The 19,226-nt window shown below is 59.4% G+C and carries 17 protein-coding genes; 13 read left to right on the forward strand and 4 right to left on the reverse strand.

Translation table 11 applies throughout. The annotated features are described in order from the left end of the window. The 12 genes from R0125_RS00005 to R0125_RS00060 all read left to right on the forward strand — a co-directional run. Positions 1-1,435, forward strand: a 1,435-nt coding sequence (locus tag R0125_RS00005; protein WP_317236699.1) for a type VI secretion system Vgr family protein, incomplete at its 5' end; no start/stop codon positions are given. 18 nt (positions 1,436-1,453) lie between these two features. Next, a complete protein-coding gene (locus R0125_RS00010) occupies positions 1,454-1,984 on the forward strand; it encodes a DUF4123 domain-containing protein (RefSeq protein WP_317236700.1) in 531 nt (176 codons plus the stop codon). 33 nt (positions 1,985-2,017) lie between these two features. Further along, the gene (locus R0125_RS00015; RefSeq protein WP_317236701.1) at positions 2,018-5,140 is read left to right on the forward strand and encodes a hypothetical protein; all 3,123 of its coding nucleotides are present in this window, start codon (positions 2,018-2,020) and stop codon (positions 5,138-5,140) included. 186 nt (positions 5,141-5,326) lie between these two features. Next, a complete protein-coding gene (locus R0125_RS00020; protein ID WP_317236702.1) occupies positions 5,327-5,623 on the forward strand; it encodes a hypothetical protein in 297 nt (98 codons plus the stop codon). Then, positions 5,620-6,636, forward strand: coding sequence for a hypothetical protein (locus R0125_RS00025; RefSeq protein ID WP_317236703.1), 1,017 nt, complete (start codon positions 5,620-5,622; stop codon positions 6,634-6,636). The genes R0125_RS00020 and R0125_RS00025 overlap by 4 nt, the downstream gene beginning before the upstream one ends. Before the next feature lie 178 nt (positions 6,637-6,814). Further along, positions 6,815-7,249: a DUF4124 domain-containing protein gene (locus R0125_RS00030; protein WP_317236704.1), complete on the forward strand. Its 435-nt coding sequence runs from the start codon at positions 6,815-6,817 to the stop codon at positions 7,247-7,249. 47 nt (positions 7,250-7,296) lie between these two features. Further along, complete coding sequence (locus tag R0125_RS00035; protein ID WP_317236705.1) at positions 7,297-8,175, forward strand: DNA ligase; 879 nt, start codon at positions 7,297-7,299, stop codon at positions 8,173-8,175. 136 nt (positions 8,176-8,311) lie between these two features. Next, positions 8,312-8,635, forward strand: a complete 324-nt coding sequence (locus R0125_RS00040) for a YqjD family protein (RefSeq protein ID WP_248181698.1) — start codon at positions 8,312-8,314, stop codon at positions 8,633-8,635. A 2-nt stretch (positions 8,636-8,637) separates the two neighbouring features. Continuing rightward, a complete protein-coding gene (locus R0125_RS00045) occupies positions 8,638-9,129 on the forward strand; it encodes a hypothetical protein (RefSeq protein ID WP_317236706.1) in 492 nt (163 codons plus the stop codon). A gap of 105 nt (positions 9,130-9,234) precedes the next feature. After that, a complete protein-coding gene (locus R0125_RS00050) occupies positions 9,235-10,143 on the forward strand; it encodes a hypothetical protein (RefSeq protein WP_317236707.1) in 909 nt (302 codons plus the stop codon). Further along, positions 10,140-10,415 (forward strand): hypothetical protein, encoded by a 276-nt coding sequence (locus R0125_RS00055; RefSeq protein WP_317236708.1) that lies wholly within the window; start codon positions 10,140-10,142, stop codon positions 10,413-10,415. Before R0125_RS00050 ends, R0125_RS00055 begins: the two co-directional genes overlap by 4 nt. Before the next feature lie 180 nt (positions 10,416-10,595). After that, positions 10,596-11,174 carry an outer membrane beta-barrel protein gene (locus tag R0125_RS00060; RefSeq protein WP_317236709.1) on the forward strand — a complete coding sequence of 193 codons (579 nt, stop codon included), beginning with the start codon at positions 10,596-10,598 and terminating at the stop codon, positions 11,172-11,174. An 86-nt stretch (positions 11,175-11,260) separates the two neighbouring features. Here the strand turns inward: R0125_RS00060 and R0125_RS00065 are convergent, their stop codons facing one another. Further along, complete coding sequence (locus R0125_RS00065; protein ID WP_317236710.1) at positions 11,261-14,185, reverse strand: transporter substrate-binding domain-containing protein; 2,925 nt, start codon at positions 14,183-14,185, stop codon at positions 11,261-11,263. Positions 14,186-14,278: 93 nt separating this feature from the next. Here R0125_RS00065 and R0125_RS00070 point away from each other — a divergent pair, with 93 nt between their 5' ends. Then, entirely contained in the window at positions 14,279-15,058 is a 780-nt protein-coding gene (locus R0125_RS00070; protein WP_317236711.1) for an ATP-binding protein, read from the forward strand. A gap of 10 nt (positions 15,059-15,068) precedes the next feature. On the opposite strand, the gene R0125_RS00075 is transcribed toward R0125_RS00070, so the two are convergent. The 3 genes from R0125_RS00075 to pdsR form a co-directional block, all read right to left on the reverse strand. Further along, positions 15,069-16,379, reverse strand: a complete 1,311-nt coding sequence (locus R0125_RS00075; RefSeq protein WP_248181692.1) for a DUF3422 family protein — start codon at positions 16,377-16,379, stop codon at positions 15,069-15,071. A gap of 131 nt (positions 16,380-16,510) precedes the next feature. Beyond that, entirely contained in the window at positions 16,511-18,505 is a 1,995-nt protein-coding gene (locus R0125_RS00080) for an ATP-binding protein (protein WP_317236712.1), read from the reverse strand. Positions 18,506-18,508: 3 nt separating this feature from the next. Then, entirely contained in the window at positions 18,509-19,210 is a 702-nt protein-coding gene (gene pdsR, locus R0125_RS00085; protein WP_317236713.1) for a proteobacterial dedicated sortase system response regulator, read from the reverse strand. Positions 19,211-19,226 lie beyond the last annotated feature (16 nt).

Here is a 19,226-nt window from a genome sequence, read left to right on the forward strand (position 1 = left end):
GAAGGATTACACCTTCAAGAACCCCGCTTACGCGTTGATGCACGAAGACGCCGGTGCCGACCTCAATCACCGCGAGGACTACCAGAGCTATCAATACCCCGGCCGCTTCAAGGCCGACGCCAGCGGCCAGCCCTTTACCGAAGCGAGACTGGACGCCCTGCGCAACGACGCCAGCACCGCCAGCGGTGAAAGCAACCGTGCCGATTTCACCCCCGGTGCCAAAGTCACCCTTACCGACCACGACAGCGACGCCCTGAACCGGGAATGGCTGATCACCGGCCTTGTCCACACCGGCAAACAACCTCAAGCGCTGGAAGAGGAGGGCGGTTCCGACCCCACCAGCTACAGCAACCGTTTCAAGGCCGTGCCCGCCGACCGCACCTGGCGCCCGCAGATCAGCCATCGCCCGCTGATGGACGGCCCGCAGATGGCCATTGTCACCGGCCCGGAGGGTGAAGAGATCCATTGCGACGAACACGGCCGCGTCAAAGTCCGCTTCCCCTGGGACAGGTACAGCAAGAATGACGAGCACAGCAGCGCCTGGTTACGAGTCAGCCAGGGCTGGGCCGGCGGTCAGTATGGCTTTATGGCGCTGCCCAGAATCGGCCACGAAGTCATCGTCAGCTTCCTGGACGGCGACCCGGATCAGCCCATCATCACCGGTCGCACCTATCACGCCACCAACACGCCGCCGTACGCGTTGCCGGAACACAAAACCCGCACCACATTAAAAACCCAGACCCACAAAGGAGAGGGCAGCAACGAGCTGCGGTTTGAAGACGAAGCTGACAAAGAACAGATCTACATCCACGCCCAGAAAGACCTGGACCTGCTGACCGAAAACAACCGCACGGAAGTCATCAGAAACGACAGCCACTGTACGGTAGAGAGCGACGCGTTTAACCATATCAAGGGCGATGACCACTGCACCGTAGATGGCGAAAAACGCGAGCAAACGGGCAAGGACCACAGCTTCAACGTCACCGGCACCCTGCACCTGAAAGCCGGCACCGCCTGGCTCAGCGACTCCGGCACCGAACTGCACATTAAAGCCGGCCAGAAAGCCGTCATCGAAGCCGGCGCCGAAATCACCCTCAAAGCCGGCGGCAGCTTCGTGAAGATCGATCCCAGCGGCGTCGCCATGGGTGGCGCGGCGATCAAGATGAATGCCGGTGGTTCGCCGGGTAAGGGCGGTGGGCAGAAGGTTCAGGTGCCGGAAATGCCTGGGTTGGTGGAGAAGAATGGTGGGGCTGTGGCGCCTGTGGAGATTGCGGATGTGGTGCGGCGGGCAAATGCGGAGCCCAAACCCGTGGTTGCCCACCGCCTGAAACAGGCACGAATGAAGCGGTCTGCCGTGGTGGAGCAATGTCAGGAGCAGCCGGATGGTTCCTGCCCTCTGAATAACTGTCCGTGCGGGAAAGCACAGCAGGCGTAAGCGGAGAGGGCATCTTTTATGGCCAACAATAAAGCGCGTTATTTTGTGCTGGAGTCACTGAATCCGAAGCTCCTGCTACAGAAACTTTACGAAATCTCAGAGAGCCCTGAATGGCTCTATTTATTTTCCGATACCGACTGGCACGCTTATCGCGAAGAAGGTCCCATTTTGTTGGAAGCGCGACAGGATAGCGCCGAATATCAATTGGCATTGCAAGGTTTGAAGGAAGAGAGCTTGAGCGGACTGATCCTGGAATCCTCAGCCGGGCAGGATATGGTCGCTGATTGGTTGAGGGCTCGCTTGATAGTGCGTTTCGACGGCCAGCGAAAAGGGCTCCTGAGATTTTACGATGCCCGGATATGGCACCAGTTGTCTCCCGCTAGCGCACCTGAGGCCGATGTGATTGAGCGGGTGATTTATTGGGTTGACGAAGCCGGATCAAAACGCTGGCGGATTACGGATAATCCGAAACCCTTTTCCATGTCTCCGGTGGCAACACTGGACGAACATCAGTGGCGGGCGATAAATGCCATGAGTGGCCCGTCATGAACGTACGGCATTTAAGAAAAAGGAATGACAGGGATGTCTGAAAATAACTCAAGCAATGGAACCGGGAATTGCGGCCCTGCCTGTGAGGGTGAAACCCTGATTATTGAGGTGATGGGAAAAGATTGCCCAGAGGGCCAGCGTTTTCGTTTGTTTGACACCTCCAATCGCGAACAGCAAGAGCAGTTGGAAAATCAGGCTGAGACGGAGAAGCTGGATGTTTCTGCGCTTCATGTCTGGCCCTGGAAGAGCCAACCTTCCGGGAACGTATGGCTTGATATAGAGGCTGAAGAAGGGAGCCCCATCCGCATTCCTCTTTTCAGCGGGGTGGCAAGCACTCCCCGCCAACCAGAGGGCCAATGGAATCGAATCTGGCCTGTCGTTCCACTAACGCTGCTGAATGACCCGAATCCGGAGCCTGGCAGGGATTCAGAAAGTGCTGTGCCGGTAAGGCCTGGCTTTATTTGTATCTTTCGCAACGGCACGCTGTGGAGAGAGCTTGAGGTCCGTAACAGTGACGCAGGAACCCTTGAGTTCTGTGACGTACGCTTGATGGATTATCGGGAACCAGGTGTACCGGGCGTTAAAAGTGATCAGCGCAGCGTTGTGGGCAAACCACAGCTGAGCATCTGGTTACCCATATGCGAAATGAACACCTCCATCATGGGCGAGTTTCAACTGGCTTTCTCGGAGGTGCAGCTTTCGGCCCGACAACTTACTTATCTGGAACTGAACAACGCAGCCCGGCAAGCAAGGTGCCAGTTTCTTAGCGGCCCTGAGCCTCAGGTGGCATCTCAATACTCTCCCCTCCAGACGGTCACTCCAGGGCAATTGGTGTCTCTTTCCGCCTTCCCGGAGATGCGGCTACGTGAACCGGAGCTTGAGCAACGCCTACGCCGGCCCTGGAAGCAGATTTACGATCTGTCTGGCACCTATGCCAGCAACTTGTTTGAACAAGCGGCGAGGGAGGTGCAGGATTTTAATGCAGGTGGCGAATCAGCGGATGAAGCCTGGGAAGCAGCCTGTTATCGAGACTGCCCCTTGCGTGGAACCCCTGCTGCTCGCGTAGATGCTTTTCTGGCTGATCGGGATTCTGAGGAGGCCAATACAGAGTTATGGCAGTCACTTGCCAGCGCGGAAGATGCGCTGGCTTCTGCAAAAGCTAATCATCACGCCGGTGTTGTTTTGGAGGACCGCCTTTTTACTATTCGACATCGACTGGCCTCAGGATCAGAGGCCCGCCGGTTTATGAATAGCCTCCTTGAGGCCATTGAGCAGAAGCCCCATGGTGACAGTGCTCAGTTGGTGTACCGGCTGATGGGGCCTGAACGTCTGGGTGCACAGGAAAATGGTCTGCATCGCCATTTTAAGGAGATTGACACCAGCCGCTTCGGTCCTTTGCATGCCCACCTGTTCACTGCCCAACGCCAACTGGCTCGCGAGGAGCTGGCTATGGCACAGACACAACTGGCCAGCCTGATGGGGCAATCTGTCAACCAGGCTGCCATGGCCGATCTGTTCAATCTCTCTGGTGCTGACTATATCGAGGGATTCGCCTGTACAGGGGATATGTTCCAGATCCTGGCTATGGATCCCGGCAGCCTTGACCATCTCGCCCGGGTGGAAGTAGCCAATGAATCCCAGGTTCGAGATGCCAATCACCTCGTCCTGAAAATTGTTGAAGACGGCAGTGAAGAACCACTGCATTGCATGCTGTTTCCCTCAGACCAGGCAGACAGTGCCGGCTCTGTTGAAGAAAGTGGAACCAGAGGGGAGTGCGGCGATGGCCGCTGCCGTCCCGAGGACCTGAAAAAGCTATCGGACGAGCAGCCGGAACAGGATGCAGTACAGACCCTGACAGCCGCAGTACTGGCCGGGGTTGCAAAATTCGATGACATAGACTTGTCCTCACAAACGAAACGCTGGATGGCCGGCATCGACGCAATCCTGGACGGAATCGATAAGAATGTCCGATCCCTTGCTAACCGGCTGAAATCCCATGCGTACGTACTCGATAGCCGGCTATATGGCCCCCTTTTGCGGATGGCCAAAGCCCGCGACCCGTCATTGCTTGGCAGCGTTAAGCTGGTTGCCCGCAATGCGGTTCCGGAAGGCTGGATCATTCTTGGGCTGCGTGATCCCGCCTCCGGCCTGGACATGGGCTTGACCAAAGCAGACCGGGAATATGTCCATAGAACCACTGGCCACAAGCGTTTCTATGGGGAATATCTGGACGCCGACGGAACTCCCCTGGCCAGCACCCGTAAGTCAAACGTCCCGGACTTGGCCGATACCGATGAGGCGCAGCGTATGCAGGTATACGCCGCACCGGAAAGCTCGGAAGTAGTCAAGGCACACCGGGATTTGCGCCGTATGGAGCGTTTGGACGAGTTTTTGGATCGAGTGCGGGTGCCTTATTTGGTGTTGATACTAGAAGGGCATAACGTGCTGACAGAGTTCAGCCTGTTCCAAACCACCTTCCGTACGAAGGGGCTTGGTAGAGCAGTAGCTGGCGGTTTAAGTTCAGCAATTGATTTAGGCTTTGCCATGACAATTGCCGCAGAGCGGCTGAGCAAAGACGTCGGAATTTGGAAGAATGTGAGTAGGAGTCTCAGTCAAACTGCCTTCACGGTGAATAAGAAAATATTGGATCGAGCATCAAAAACAATCGCCAAAGCCTTGCCGGAAATTGTCACAAGAAGAATGCTCGGTGGGCTTGTCACCGCTGGACTGACCATCACCGTTTCCCTGCTGGACATGGCCCACGAATGGGACACCGGCGATCTCGATTCTGCCGCAGCCTATGGGGTTTCAGCCATCGGTGGCGGCATGATGGTGATGGGCGGCCTTATGATGACAAAGATGGCGGAAGCTGGAGTAGCTCCCATCCTGCTGGGGTTGGGGCCTTGGGGCTGGGTGCTTGCAGGTGTCACCGTTACAATCGGAGCCAGCCTATTGGCAGCCGTACTGGACGACCCGCCCCTGGTGGATTGGTTGAAGCGGGGGCCCTTTGGACCTGAGCAGGATAATGCTTACCCCCACCTGGATGGAAGTCCGGAAGAAACGTACTATCGGCTTGTAGACCTGCTAGCAAAGCCCCGCATTACCATCGAAAAAGTCAATAACATGCATGCAAGGCTCACAGAGCAGGGCTATTGACTGGATCCCTGGCGGGCCAGCGATATTGCAAACATTAATACCATGGTACGGGTGGAAAACAACCTGGCAGCAATGTTGGACGCCGCCACACTGACCGTTTCCATGCGAACGGAACGAGTTACACGCAAATCCACGCGCCGTGGCCAGAGGACGCAAAGGAAACTATTCCCGGACTCGCCGGAGGTAATGCTGGAGCAACCCCTCCCCAATGGTAAGGTCTTTTATTTGGCCTTACCGCCAAGAGAAACGGTCAAGCATTCCTGGAGTGAGGAAGCTGTCATAACCAGCGACGTGAAAGTCAAGGCACAGTGGCAAGCCACCCATGTTTTTGGTCAGGCCCACCGCCACCTGGTATTTCCTGCGCCGGAGCTGCAGGAGGCCACCACCTTCGACCAGGCTGAACATGGAGAGCCAGACTTCAGTGAGACAGAACAGCTATTCTGGGCGGATGAGAAAACTCATAGAGTAGAGGAAATTACGTGAACGCCACCTTTGAGACTTCTGGCTACGCTCCTACAGCCTACCGCAGCAATCGTAAAGTGCCGGAGCCAATGGAGGGAAACCAGCAGAGTGCTCTCTTTCGCAAAAGCTGGACCATGGGTTCTCCGTTACCCAGGGGGAAGCTTTCCGACCTGATTCCAGCAGGATTTCTCGAGCTTTGGGACCCGGCGGAAATTCGAGATAATGAACAGATTGACGAAGCGCGTGGTATCACAGAGTTGGAAGAAAGGCACACCTACCATGGTCGTTTGGATGAAGAGTGTCTGCGCTACGCCACCCTGCCCAGGCTAAGCTGGGCGCTCTTGTGGATGCAGCATGGGGGGCGATGGGGGTTTCTTATACTGTTTCCTGTTTTTTGTCTGGTCACGATTTTCGGTTGGTCTCAATTACATGCTGAACTCAGCCTGAGTGAATACTACGCAGATGGCGTTCATCCTTTTCTGGTGTATATGTTCTCACCCATGCTCCTCTGTTGGGGCCTGGGCCGCTTTCTTGAGAAAAAATATCCAAAGCTCGTTTACCAGGATATCAAGGGCCCCCGTTGGGAGCTTAACCGCCGCACTGGCATGGTAACGCTGTTCAAGGATCCCGAAAAAGAGGGCCAGTCCGGCGAAATACGGGGCCAAGCTCCGTTTCACGAATGGGACGGTTACCTGCTGAGCCTGCCGGATCATCAGGGCAACATCTGGTACCGCCTGGTTCTGGTGCACAAAACACAGGAATGGGCTTTACCCATGAACCAGCTACTGGCAGCTACCACCAACCGTGAGGACGTACTGGCCTATTGGGATCTGATTCGCCAGTACATGGATGTGACCAAACCACTTCCAGAGATCCCCCTGTTCGAAGCCTACCGCTACCTGGACCCAACCACCCGTGCCCATGACGAGAAAGCCGGGCGTGACCCTTATCACTGGCGGAATATGAGCGAAGACGATTACGAAGCCTTCAAGCGAAAAAACCAGACGGCATTAGTTAACCATTCCTGGCGTTAAAACCGACAGTTGAGTGCTTTTGCTTGGTCTATTCCCTTAATAATCTGGCCGTGATGATTTCCAGGGATTGAAAGAGTGTCCTGTCACAACTCGGTGAGGGCCCGGATTGATTCAGGAAGAACAACAAGCAACAGACAGGAATCAAAAAATGGAATTGAACCAATTGTCAGGAAGATTCTTGACGCTTCTGTGTCTCTTAACGCTCCCCCTCCTCGCCCATGCTGGCGTCTACAAATGGGTAGACTCCAACGGCCAGACCCATTTCGGTGATCGCCCTCCGGCTCAGGCGGCGTCCAGTGAGGTTGAGATCAATGCGGCGCCGCCCAAAACGGACCCGTCCGCTGAGGCTCGTCATCAGAACGTGACCCGTTTTCTGGATGAACAGCAGCGAGAGCGGGAGAAGCAGCAGGCGGCTGAGCAGAAGGCCCGTCAACAGTCGCAGAAGCAAGAAAAGCTATGCCAGAAACTGCAGGCGCGGCTGAAATACATGGCCAGTGTTTCCACGTTCTATGATCTGAACGCACAGGGCGAGCGGGTGTTTGTTTCTGAATCGGAGAACCAGGCCATCCGTGAGCGCTTCCGGCAAAAGGTGGCAAAAGCCTGCGATCGCTGAGCGCAACCACCTGAAAAACTCCCTGAACCCACGCAAAAGGATTTGCGATGATGTCCTCCTGCCAGAACAGAGTTCGCTGGCTGCTGATGCTCGGCAGTCTGTTGCTCACGGTTGTCAGCCACGCTACGCCTCCCGGACTCACGCTGGCTGAGGTTTATGAGCCAGGCATTGCCCTGGAGGAATACTGGGTCAGCGAGAAATACGATGGCGTTCGGGCGTATTGGGATGGCAGCCGTTTCCTGTTACGGCAGGGCAACGTGTTCAGGGCGCCGGCGTGGTTCACCCGCGGCTGGCCCGCGGTGCCGCTGGACGGCGAGCTGTGGATGGGGCGTGAGCGGTTTGATGAGCTGTCCGGCGCGGTCAGGCGTCATCAGCCTAGCGCTGCGCAATGGCGTCAGATACGTTTCATGGTGTTCGACCTGCCCGGCAGTAGCCGACCGTTCAGTGAGCGCATTCCGGCGATCGATGAACGGGTCGGGGCAACGGCATCGCCGTACCTCAAGGCCGTGCCACAGTGGCGGGTGTCGTCGCATGCAGAGTTGATGGTCACGCTCGATCGCGTGATTGCCGCTGGAGGTGAAGGGCTGATGCTCCGCCACGGCCCCAGCCGCCATCAACCCGGGCGCTCGGAGTCGTTGTTGAAGGTCAAGCGCCACAACGATGGGGAGGCGGTGGTGGTGGGTCATCTGCCTGGCAGCGGCAAATACCGGGGCGCGTTGGGTGCGCTGTTGGTGGAGCTGGAAGACGGTCGTCGCCTCCGGTTGGGCAGTGGCCTGAGCGACGCTGAGCGATTCGATCCCCCACCAATTGGCGCGGTGGTGACCTATAAACACTTTGGTTACACCAGTACCGGGCTGCCACGCTTCGCAAGTTTTCTGCGCATCCGGGCGGATGAGCCGCCAGCCGCGGCCACCGGCTCTGATTAAGTAAACGTCATACCACTTACCGATCCCTGTGCTACGTTTAATGAACCCCCGCCCTCAACGTGAGAACAGAGCGGGGAGAGCATAGTAGTCATCGGAATGCCGTAAACGCAGTGTCAAAACTGACAGGAGGCAGCAAATGGAAGCGAAATCCGCACAGGACGATTACAACCGCGTGAAGGAAGATCTGCAGGCGCTGAGAGAAGACCTCGCCAAACTCACTAAAGCCGTCACTGATGGTCAGAAAAGTAACATCAGCAGCCTGCGGGATGAGATACGCCGGGAGAGCCGGGAGGCCCTCGATAGCGTGCGCAAGCGCGGGGACGAGGCTCTCCACCGCGCCCGTGATGCCGGCACCAAGGCGGTTCACGATGTGGAACATCAGATTGAGGAGCGGCCTTTCCTCAGTATTCTCATCATGTTTCTGGCCGGGATCCTGGTCGGGCGCCTACTCGATCGTTGATCATGCTTGAGTCCCCGAACGTTCAGAGTGCCGTACGCAAGGCCGTCGCCGCCGTGCTTGGCTTCATGCTGGCGCTGGTGTTGTTGACGGCACTGCTGATTACCGGGTGTTATCTGCTGGTGGCCGCTGCAACCGTCGCGCTGACACCGGTCGTGGGCGAGTCTGCGGCCATGGCCATGGTCGGCGCGGTCTGCTTTCTGGTGCTTGCTTTGGTGTTCTACCGTCTGACACGGCCGGCCCGTAGCCTGTCCAAGGCGGCGTCTTCGCCATCGGGTTCCGGTTCGCCGGTGCAACCGTTGCGGGAACTGATTCGCCGTAATCCGCTGGAATCCGCCCTGGTGGCGTTTGCCTTCGGGATTGCGGAGCAGGGCGATCCGCGCCTGAAATCCTTGCTGTTGCAGGGTGGAATGGTGTTGATGAAAGAGGCGGAAACCGAGGCCGCAAAGGGCACAGACGCCCCCGAGCCCGCGCCCGCCGGTGGTGAGGCGGCCTGATCGGCAGTTGCCGCCCCGCCAGATGCGGTCGAAGGCTCAGCCAATCGCTGGGATGGTTAACAGAGTACACTGGGAAGACGACTTCATCACAGGGTAGCCCCAAGCATGAGTTCAGACTTCCGACCGGTGTGGCAACGTCACGCCTCCGCCATTTTCAGTGGTTTCCTCGGGGACTGGCTGGAGGAACGCAACAACCCGCTGGCCCTGCCGATGGGCATCTTTCATGGGCTCACTCCACTGGATTGCCAGGCCCCCCGCCTCGATGCGCCGGGTTCCACGCTTTGTCTGTCCATCCACGGGTTGATGGAGCTGGAATCGGTCTGGACCTTCCCGGGGCAGAGCGACGTCAGTTACGGCTCCCTGCTGAACGGGACGTCCGGCGATGTCACCCCGCTGACCCTGCGCTACAACACCGGGCGCCCGATAACCCGCAACGGTGAAGATCTGGCAAACATGCTGGAGACGCTGGTGGCTGCCTGGCCGGTTCCGGTGGAACGCGTCATTCTGATGGGCCACAGCATGGGCGGGTTGCTGATACGCAGTGCCTGTCATCATGGTCAGGCGCAGAATCACTGTTGGCTCTCACATCTGACCGACTGCGTGTATCTCGGGTCACCCCACGATGGCTCATGGCTGGCCAAAGGGGCGAAGGCCACTGCAGATCTGCTCAATCGCGCCCCCCGCGATTACCTGCGGGTGGTGGGCGAGGTGATTGATGTGCGCAGCGAGGGCATCCGGAATCTCTCCCGGGGCGAGGTCGTGCCAGCGGATCAGGGGGAGCCGCCGCTGGTTCCCGGAACAAGGCATTTCGTGGTCTGCGGCCTGCTGGCCCGATCACGAACCCACCCGGTGAATGCGCTGTTCGGCGATGCCCTGGTGCATGAGTCCAGCGCCCGGGGGCACGAGCGCACGGGTTGGAAACTGGCCGGTGTGGCTACGTTTCCCGGCGTTGATCATATTCGTCTGGCGCATCACCCCGATGTGGCCCGGCAATTAGTGGAGTGGTTGCTATGAAAACCGAAAACGAACACGGGCACGAGTGGTGGCTTGGGCTGGCGGATATTCTCACCCATGGTGTGGTGCATGGGGCGCAGAAGCTGGAACGGGTGCACCTGTCCATTGCCGACGAAACGTTCAATGTGCTTGAGCGCATCCCCGTCACGCGGCCCTGGAGTGAGGCGGTTCGGACCACTCACCATTCGGTATCACGGCTGTCTTATCGGAGCGTTTCCGCGGTGGCCCAAGGCGCCGGTGAACTGCTGCGTGGGCCGGAACGAAAGCGCTAAGTTACTTAAATAAAACACTATTTCACAAACCTACATGAACAATATATGACTGAATTTTAGGGGAGGTGTAACCCCCGGATGGGCTTATGGGTTGTACGCTGTGGCCATGCAATCGAGCGAAGGGTTTCGCGGTTGCTGTCCGATTTGAATGGATTTCTGAACCCATGAGGATGAAAGCGTATGAACTACAAAGCGAGCATTTCATGTGCAACCGTTCTGACGACAGCCGTTTTTGCTGCTCCGGCGGCCTGGGCTCAAGACAACACGGCGCGGGACAGTTCCGGCTTCTTCATCAGCGGTAGTTACGGTGGCTACAAGTCCCACGGTGGTGAGTTTGATGACGACAACGACCTGCTGGGTGCCTCCGTCGGTTACAAGTTTAACGAGTTTTTTGCGCTGGAAGCGGATTACATCGATTTCGGCAACTTCGGTGATGACGACGTTGAAGGTAAGCTCAAGGGGGTTGGCCTCGGGCTGATCGGGCGCTTACCTCTGACTGACACCTTTGGCGTGTACGCCAAGGCAGGTGCCTTCGCCTCCGCGTTGGACGTGGACGCGTTCGATGAAAGCGAGACCTACGATGAGGTCAGCCCCTTCGTGGGTGCCGGCGTTGATTTCCGGGTGACCGAACAGCTGACCGCCTTCGCCGAATACGACCGTTACAACGTCGATATCGACGAGGACGATTTTAACGGTCAGGTGACCAACGACGGCCCGGACTTTGACACCGGCCGTGTGGGTGTGCGCTTCCAATTCTAGGCAGGCCGATCGCTGACCCCCAAGCAGTGTCAGGACGCAGCGCCTGGCACTGCTTTTTTATGCCCCGCCCCCCCCTGGCTGCGAAGTCATCGGTGCGATGTTGGAACCGTTCTGGTCTCAAGCCGGTTACGTCCGTTTTTCTTGGCAAGATACAGTGTCTGATCCGCCAGCCGGAGGAATTCTGACGGTGCCGTATCGGCCCCGGGAACCCCAATGGCCAGACCGATACTGATGGTGAAATGAACGTCCCGCTGTGATGCGGTAGTGCGATGATTCGCCACCATCTCCCGGAAGCTGTCGAGGCGCTGAATCATGTCCTGTTCATTCTGGTAGGTGGTGAACACCACAAACTCTTCCCCACCGAAACGGGCGATTCGATCGGTCTCCCGCCGGAACTGATCGCGCATGATTTCAGCCAGGGCCTTGAGGCATTCGTCGCCGGTCTCATGTCCAAAGGTGTCGTTGATGTTCTTGAAATGATCGGCGTCCACCATGGCGACGGCGAACCCGGCCTGGTGCCGTTGGCACCACTGGAAACTCTGAGCGAATTCACGATCAAAGTAGGCGCGATTACCGAGCCGGGTCAGGTCATCGGTGACACTGAGGTGCGCCAGTGTCGCGTTGGCAACACCCAGTTTCCGGTTCAGCCGGCCCAGTTTGCGGTTCCAGTAGAACATCAGGGCAAGAATGATGGTGGCAATCATCATCAGCTGCCACACCAGGGTGTAGTCCACTTTCTGTTCCAGTCTGACGGAGCGCCATTTTTCGTTCAGCCTCTTACGTTCCTCGTCGGTCAGGCTCGCCACCAGCTTCTGCATGATGCCCAGCAACACAGGCTCGTCATTGCGGGTAGCCACGGAAAGGGTCCAGTCAGCGGGGATGCGACCAATCACCTTGAGATCGGCCAGCCCGAGCTCCTGCATGTAGTGGCTGGCCGTCGCGAGGGTGGTGATGTAGCCATCCAGATCCCCCTGCTGAAGCAGCCGCAGACCCTCGAATTCGTCGTCTACCTCCACCAACTGGATGCCGGGCTGGCGTCGCCGCAGCAGCTCGGCGAACGCGTAGTCACCAACGATGCCAACGCGCTGGCCTTCCAGCTCCCGCAGGCGTTCAATGAACGGCGCTTCAATCCGGCCGATGATCACATTGGGAATTTTCAGGTAGGGTTCGGTAAAGCTCATGAACTCTGACCGCTGCGGTGTCTTCATCGCGAGCGGGAACAGGTCACAGCGACGTTCGCGGGCAGCGGTTACGGCGGAGTGCCAGTCCGGCGCGGCCAGCACATCAAAGCGGATGCCGGAGCGGTCGGCAAACAGGGAGAACAAGTCTGCCGACAGGCCAACGTGGCGACCCCGGCTATCGATACCCTCCAGCGGCATCCAGTCCGGATCAACACACAATGTCAGCCGCCGCTCCCGCTGTTGCAGCCACTGCTGTTCCTGCTCAGTCAGAGTGAGCCCGACAGGTTGCTCCCGCGCGTGGCTAAATGTGGCTCCGAGCCAGCGATCTTCGATCGTGCGCATTTCGGTGGGGCTGATGGCCGCCAGTGCCTGATCCAGTACGTCCACCAGAGGTGTCAGGGCATGGCGAACGCCAAGGCGCAAATCCTCCCCGGCCATATCGCCCAGTGACAGCTCGCCGGCAATGCGTGTGCCGGCAATGCCCAGTTCCCGAATCCAGTAGTTGCCGTTAGGCAGGGCGGCCAGCACGACGTCGACGGTGCCATCGGCCAATGCTTCAAACATCGCTCGCTGACTGTTGAAGGCCAGTGCGTTTTCACCGAGCGTTTCAGTGACGGTCGCCTGATAATAGATTTCCGAACGAAAGGCGATCCTCAAACCTTTAAGGTCGATGAGGTTGGTGAAGACCAGATCGTTGCGGCGGGTGAATACGACGTTCGGAATCACGTGGTAGGGTTCCGTAAAGCGGGTAAACTTCCGCCGCTCATCGTTCATCGACATATTGGCCATGATGTCGATGTCGCCATTCCGGAACAGCTCCAGCAGTTCCGGCCATTGGCCACTGACCGGAATCACCTCCAGGCCAGTGAGGTCAGCCACCCGGCTCAGTATGTCCATGGTCAGTCCCTGCAGCCTGCCGCCGTCTTCAAAACTGAAAGGGGCGTAGTCCCGCATCACGCCGACCCGCAATGGTCCCAGTTGCTGCAGGTACTGGCGATTGAAGGTGCTCAGGCTGAAGGTCTCGGGCTCGGCGATACGGGCCCCGCCAAATTCGTACCAGCGCCGCAGCAGCTCACTGATGCGCTCCTGGGGCACGCTGTTAAGGCCGTCGCGGAGCTGCTCAAACAGCGGTTGGTCGGATTTCAGCACGCCAAGCCGGACATCTTTGTGAGACCGGTCGCCCAACGGTGCCGGGCCCGAGACCTCGAGTGAGCGGAAGCCCGCCAGATTGGCGTAGTAGGTCAGGGTCAGTTCGGGCCCAAGAATGACGTCGACCCAGCCGAACGCCAGCGCACGAATCAGGCTGGGTATGGAATCGTATGTACTGAGATTGATGCCATTGTCCACCAGCAGGTCGCGGTGATAGGTATCCTGAACCACTCCGACTTTCAGGGGCTTGAGCTGTTCCAGCGAGTCGATATCGCCAACCGGGCGCTCACGGTCCTGCATCAGGTAGGTCTGACGAACATGGTAGGGCGGTGTGAACAGGATCTCCTGCGCCCGGGCTTCGGTGTAAGATATGCCGTCAATGGCGTCCAGCTCTCCGTTCAGGAACGCGGCGTAGATATCCGGCCAGCTGCCGGCGCGAAAGGCAAAGGTCAGGCCGGCTTGGTGCGCCACTTCCTTGAGCACATCCACGGAAAAGCCCGAGGCCTCCCGGCCGTCCATCGAGGAATAGGGTTGGTTGTCAGAGACGATGCCGATGGATATGGTGCGAGGTGTCTCGGCACACACCGGTGCGGCGAGCAGAATGAGCAACAGGCAAGCCATGCCGGGCAGCCATTGGCCAACATCCATGGAGCGGAAACGCTGAGACGAGGGGGCGCTCATCGAATCTTTCACAATCCTTTGTATTCAGAACCGTCAGTGTAGCCGGCCAGTGGGATTTTTTCCTGTAACACGCCACCACACGGAGATCCGATGATGGCAGCAACGATTGACTGGGCAACAACACCGGCTGCGGTCTGGCGCAGGCACCGGTCCGGACTGCGGGTGATCCGGCGGCTCGACCCGATCCAGTGGCAGGCGCTGACGGGCATTGAGCGGCAGCAGCAGGCGCTCGCACGCAACACCGAACGCTTCCTGGCCGGTGATCCGTCCAACAACGTGTTGCTCTGGGGCGCGCGGGGCACGGGCAAGTCGTCGGTGATCAAGGCCTTGCTGAACCGCTATCAGGACCGCGGCCTGCGGATGATTGAAGTGGACAAGGACGATCTGGTCAATCTGCCGGAGATCGTCGATGACATCAATGATCTGCCGTACCGTTTCGTGATCTTCTGCGATGACTTGTCGTTCGATGTGGGCGAGACCGGTTACAAGGCACTGAAGAGCGTGCTGGAAGGGTCGCTGGAGCTGCCGCCGGAGAATGTGCGAGTGTATGCCACGTCCAACCGCCGGCACCTGATGCCGGAGTTCATGTCAGACAACCTCAAAAGCGAACTGCGCGACGGCGAGCTGCACCCGGCGGAGGCCATCGAGGAACAGGTCTCGCTGGCGGACCGGTTCGGGTTACAGCTGTCGTTTTACCCGTTTTCGCAGCAGGTCTATCTGCAGGCGGTGGACGCCCTGTTCCCGGACGTGGCGGATCGCGCGGCGTTGCACCAGGAAGCGATCCGTTTTGCCACCGCCAAAGGGGTGCGCAACGGTCGATCTGCCCAGCAGTTCTATCGTCATTTTGCCGGTGACCACAACCCGGAGCGTTAGCCGCGGCGGGTCAGTGTTGCTTCGCCATGCGCAGAAAGCGGTGGTGAACCACCCGCACCCCGAGGTAGACCAGCAGCAGAACCACCGGAATGGCAACACCCAGTACCCAGGGCGGGTTCACCGAGAACCCCGCCTGCTGCAGGGAATCCAGCGCCAGTTTGAGCAGGCCGATCAGGTAGTAGGTGATGGCCACCACCGAGAAGCCCTCCACGGTGTGCTGCATCATCAGCTGGATTTTGGAGCGTCGGTCCATGGAGCTCAGCAACTGTTGGTTTTGGCTCTGAATGGCCAGTTCCACCCGCGTGCGCATCATGTCCGAAGCGCGGTCGACCCGCCGTGACAAATCCTCCAGCCGCTCACTCACCGCTTCGCAGGTTTTTACCGCCGGAGTCAGCCGCCGGGTCATGAACTCGGTGATGGTGAGGTGACCGCTGAGTTCGTCCTCCCGGAGCTCGTCGAGGCGGGTCAGCACCAGCCGGTGGTAGGCGCGAGTTGCCGAGAAGCGGAAGGTGGAATGGGCGCGGAACGCCTCGATCCGCGCCGCGATGGCGGTCAATTCCGCCAGCAGGGCCGGCTCGTCCACGTCCCGGTTGTCCGCCAGTGACTGGGTAATCTCCACCAGTTTCTGATCCATGTCGTTGAGGGACGGCGTGGTTTCCCGCGCCAGTGGCAGCGCCAGCAGTGACATCAGCCGATAGGTTTCGATTTCCATCAGGCGCTGGGTCAGGCGGCCCAGCTGACTGTCGGACATGTGGTGGTTCATCACCAGAAAGCGGCCAAACCCGTCGCTGTGAAGCTTGAACGTGCCCCACACCCGCGCCGCACCTTCCTGGGGGCTGCTGCCCACCAGCCGCAGTCCTTCAAAGTGCTGGCGCACGTAATCCAGATCTTCCAGCCCCTGACCGGATTGCGCCTGCAGATCGATGTGGAAGGCCGCAATCACCGTGCCGGCGAGCTCTTCCAGCCACCCTTGCGGCAGCATACTGATGCCGGTCTCCGAGAAGGGTGCGCCGTTCTGTGCCGGGTCAAGATTGATGAAGGTGTACGAGGCGAACTCCATATGCATTTCACGGCGCACCCTCAGATTGCCAAAGGTCTTCTCGAAGCAGCTGACTTCCTGCTGGGGCTCGGGTTGGCCCAGCAGCCGGTGAAGGCGCTGCAGATGGCGGAACTGGGCATCCCGTTGCTCGGGCCGGGTCAGCACCGCAATATGCGTTACCCTGGCCGGCGTTGGCAGGACCTGGAACGGGCGGGAGTGCAGTTCGTTGTAGAGGTCATCCCGTAACGGATGAATCGCAAGTGCTGAAAGGCTCGAACCCACGCTGGTTGATCTCCATGGTGTGGCTTTGAAAAGCGGGTAAACTCCAAGGGTAGGGCAAAGGCACCCGCGGGAACATACGACCTGAGGCTTGCCCCGAAGGTACCGTCGCCCGGCCTTGGAGCGACGCGGGGTCAGACCGCTGGCAGCGTCACGGTGAACAGCACGCCGTCGTTGTGGTTGCTGGCAGTGACCGCCCCGCCGTGATGCTCGGCGATCAATTTCACGATCAGTAACCCCTGCCCCAGATGGCCCTCGTGGGCGCCGTCTCGCAGTGATACAAACGGGCTGAAAATGTCGGAGCCCAGCCGTCGGGGCAGCGGCGGGCCCTGATTGAACACACCCAGTTCGAGGGACTTGCCCCGGTGCGCCAGCCTGACTTCAATCAACCCGCCACTGGCGGTGAAATCCCGCGCATTGTCCACCAGCTTGTCCAGCAGCTGCACGATCAGCTCCGGCGAGCCATGCATGGTGCAGCCGCCAGCAGGGCCGCGATAGCGAATGCGATGATCGGCATCCAGTTGCTGATAGGCGCGGGTGGTCTGATCAATCACCGCCGCCAGTTCGAAGGTTTCCTTCTCGGCGTGGTCAAAACTCTGTTCCAGCCTGGCCGCCTCACTCATACCGTTGAGGATCTGGCTCAGGCGTTCGGTGGCCGCGGCAGCGCGATCGATGTAGTTGCTGCGCTCGGTTTCGGAATCGGCATGGCGCAGATTATCGAGAGACGAGCGAACCACCGCCACCGGAGTTTTCAGTTCGTGGGAAAGCCGGCGGGAAAAGCTTTCCAGATAATCATTGTAGCCGCGCAGGCGGATGACCATCTGGCCGAAATGCTGCTGCAGCTGCCCCAGCTCGTCGCGGGCCCGGGTGTCAGGCAGGCTGCCGACAATGCGGCCATCGTCGTCAACGCTGGCACCGACCGCGCGCTGCAACCGGGTGATGCGCCACGACAACCAGCTGACGTAGCCCAGCAGTATCAGCATCAGCGCCACCACCAACAGCGTGCTGCGGGCAATCACCGAACCCAGGGTGTTGCCGGAGAGTGCCAGCAACTGATCCAGCGACTGTTCCAGCACCAGGGTGCGGCCATTGAACACCGGTTGCGTCACCATCAGCAGGGTATCGCCACTGCGATGACGCACCAGCCCCTGGTCCGGCAAGGTGTGCGGTGCAGACCGGATGGCGGTGTCGTCGATGGGGAGGGGGTCCGGCTGGTAGAACCGAACCAGGGCCCGCAGGCCGTTGAGAGCAATCTGCTCCACCACCTGAGCAGGGCTCAGGGCGTCGAATTCCGGGCGTTGATGCTGGCTGGCCAGCGCCTGGCGCGCGATCACCCAGCCATCGGGTTCGAGGATCCGCAGCTGCTGGCCGCTGGCCATCTGGTCAGACAGTGTTCGTTCGATTGCCGGCAGGCGTTTGACCAGCACCGGCAACGGTGCCTCGGACGTTCCGGCCCGTCCGGTGCCTGCTTCTGCGGGCCACTCGGCCACCAGCCCCAGACGACTGCCCCGCGCGGGGAGGGGCAGTTTCAGTTCCAGCTGGTAACCCTGCTCGACGGTTTCCCAGCGTCCGGTGATGCGGAAGTCCCGCTCTGCCTGCCGGCCGGGAATCAGCGCATGAATGCCGCCCGGTGCCGGGGTGCGGATCAGGCGTTCCGAGCTCTCGCCGTCCATTTCGCGAATCAGCCGCAAGCGGTCATGGGGCCGCTCCGGCGAGCCGGGGTCGAAATACACCACGTCGGGCCGTTGCACCCGAATCAGCAGATACAGGAAGCGCTGGTCGGTGGCCGCCTGCCAGCGCAGGGCGGCGCTTTCGCTGCCCTCGGGCAGTGGCTGCCAGTGCTGGCGGGACAACTCCTCATCGTATCCGGGCCAGTCATCACCGTAGCCGTCGAGCCGGGGTGATTGCTCCAGAGGCTCCGCGTAGATCACCGGCGTGCCGGATTCGACGGCATCGTTACCGATCAGCAGGTCCCCGGCGGTTTGTGCCATGCGCCTGGCCTGTTCCTGCAATTGCTCGGTGGCCTGCTTGCGCAACGCTTCATCCAGCTCCAGCACAAACTGCAGCCCGGCCCAGGGAATCAGCAGCATCAACAGGCTGGCAACAAACAGCTGGCGCTTCAGGCTCAAGGCTTACACCCCATGGGCATTCCAGCGATAGCCCATGCCATAGGCGGTCTGAATGCCATCAAAGGCGGTGTCCAGCTGCTGGAATTTGCGGCGGATGCGCTTGATGTGAGAGGTCACGGTGTTGTCGTCCAGCACCGTGCTGGCGGCCTCCATCAACTGATCGCGGGTGCGCACGTGGCCGGGGTGCTGAACCAGCGCATGCAGCATCCAGAATTCGGTCACCGTGAGGTCGACAGGCTGGCCGTGCCAGTCGGCGGTCATGCGGTCCACGTTCAGGGTGAGCTTGCCGCGCTGGAGTACTTCGTCGGGCTTTTTCAGAGCCTCTGCCCAGGCATCGGCCCGGCGCAGCAGCGCCGTCACCCGCGCCAGCAGGTGATCCAGACTCATGTCCTTGGTGACGTAATCGTCCGCCCCCAGCCGCAGGCCATGTACGGAATCGATGTCGCTGTCCCGGGCGGTGAGGAAAATGATCGGTACGGTGGCCGACAGCTGGCGCAGGTCCTGGCACAGGGTGAAGCCGCCCTCCGGTTCATCCCCCAGACCCACGTCGATGATCGCCAGATCGGGCAGTGCTGTACGCAGTACCTGAAAGGCACTCTTGCGGTCACCGTAGGCAGACACGCGATACCCCCGGCGCTCGAACGCGTCGCGGTAATTTTCACGAATGGCAGGCTCGTCTTCAATCAGGGCGATGTGTCGTTTCATGGATAACTGGGGTTCC

Origin of the sequence: Marinobacter sp. M-5 (genome assembly GCF_032911545.1) — a bacterium.
GTDB lineage: Bacteria > Pseudomonadota > Gammaproteobacteria > Pseudomonadales > Oleiphilaceae > Marinobacter > Marinobacter goseongensis.